The following is a 625-nucleotide window of genomic DNA, read 5'->3' as shown; positions in this document are numbered from 1 at the left end:
CGAAGCGGCGAAGCGAACCCTTGACCGCCCTGGCGGAGGACGAATACTGGCGCCGCCGGGAGGACGTCAACAATCGCTACCCCCTGGAGCGCCACGCCCGATCCGACGTACCCGACCACCCGGGGTGGATTCGAGACGGGCGCCAGGGCGCCTTCCTCAACCACCGACACCGGGCCTCGGTGGTTGAGGAGGGACGAAGTCCCGTCTCGAAACCGCGCGGTTCGTGTTCGCCTGCGGTGGTTTCGAGACAGGCGCCAGCGAGCTCAGACCTCGATGCCGAGGCGGAGAGTGACGACGTCGCCGACGTCGATGCCCTCCGCGCGGCGTACCGCCGCCTTGAGCGGCACGATGTAGCCGCCGTCCTTGGGCCACAGCGACGTCGTCCAGGTGGAGCCGCCGAGGTGGACGGTCACGGGGACCATGCCCCAGCCGTAGGTGACGGCGGCGGCGACGTCGTCGATCTGGGCGGCGTCGTCCTGCGGCACCCACACGAAGTGGTGGGGCGCCGGGCCGCGCCAGTGCCACACGTCGCCGGAGAACTCCAGGTCCATGCGAGGACCCTAGACGCACCCGGCCCTGAACCTAGCCGGGGGGGGGGGGGGGGGGGGGGGGGGGGGGGGGGGGG

Annotated in this window: 1 protein-coding gene; it reads right to left on the bottom strand. The window is 72.2% G+C overall.

Translation table 11 applies throughout. The features are described from left to right. Positions 1–263: 263 nt before the first annotated feature. Positions 264–551 carry a DUF1905 domain-containing protein gene (locus PZ894_RS03690; protein ID WP_275742592.1) on the bottom strand — a complete coding sequence of 96 codons (288 nt, stop codon included), beginning with the start codon at positions 549–551 and terminating at the stop codon, positions 264–266. Positions 552–625: the final 74 nt, after the last annotated feature.

The sequence above is a fragment of the Nocardioides sp. YIM 152315 genome (assembly GCF_029210375.1).
In the GTDB taxonomy this organism is placed as follows: Bacteria; Actinomycetota; Actinomycetes; order Propionibacteriales; family Nocardioidaceae; genus Nocardioides.
This window is presented reverse-complemented; position numbering and strand designations above follow the sequence as displayed.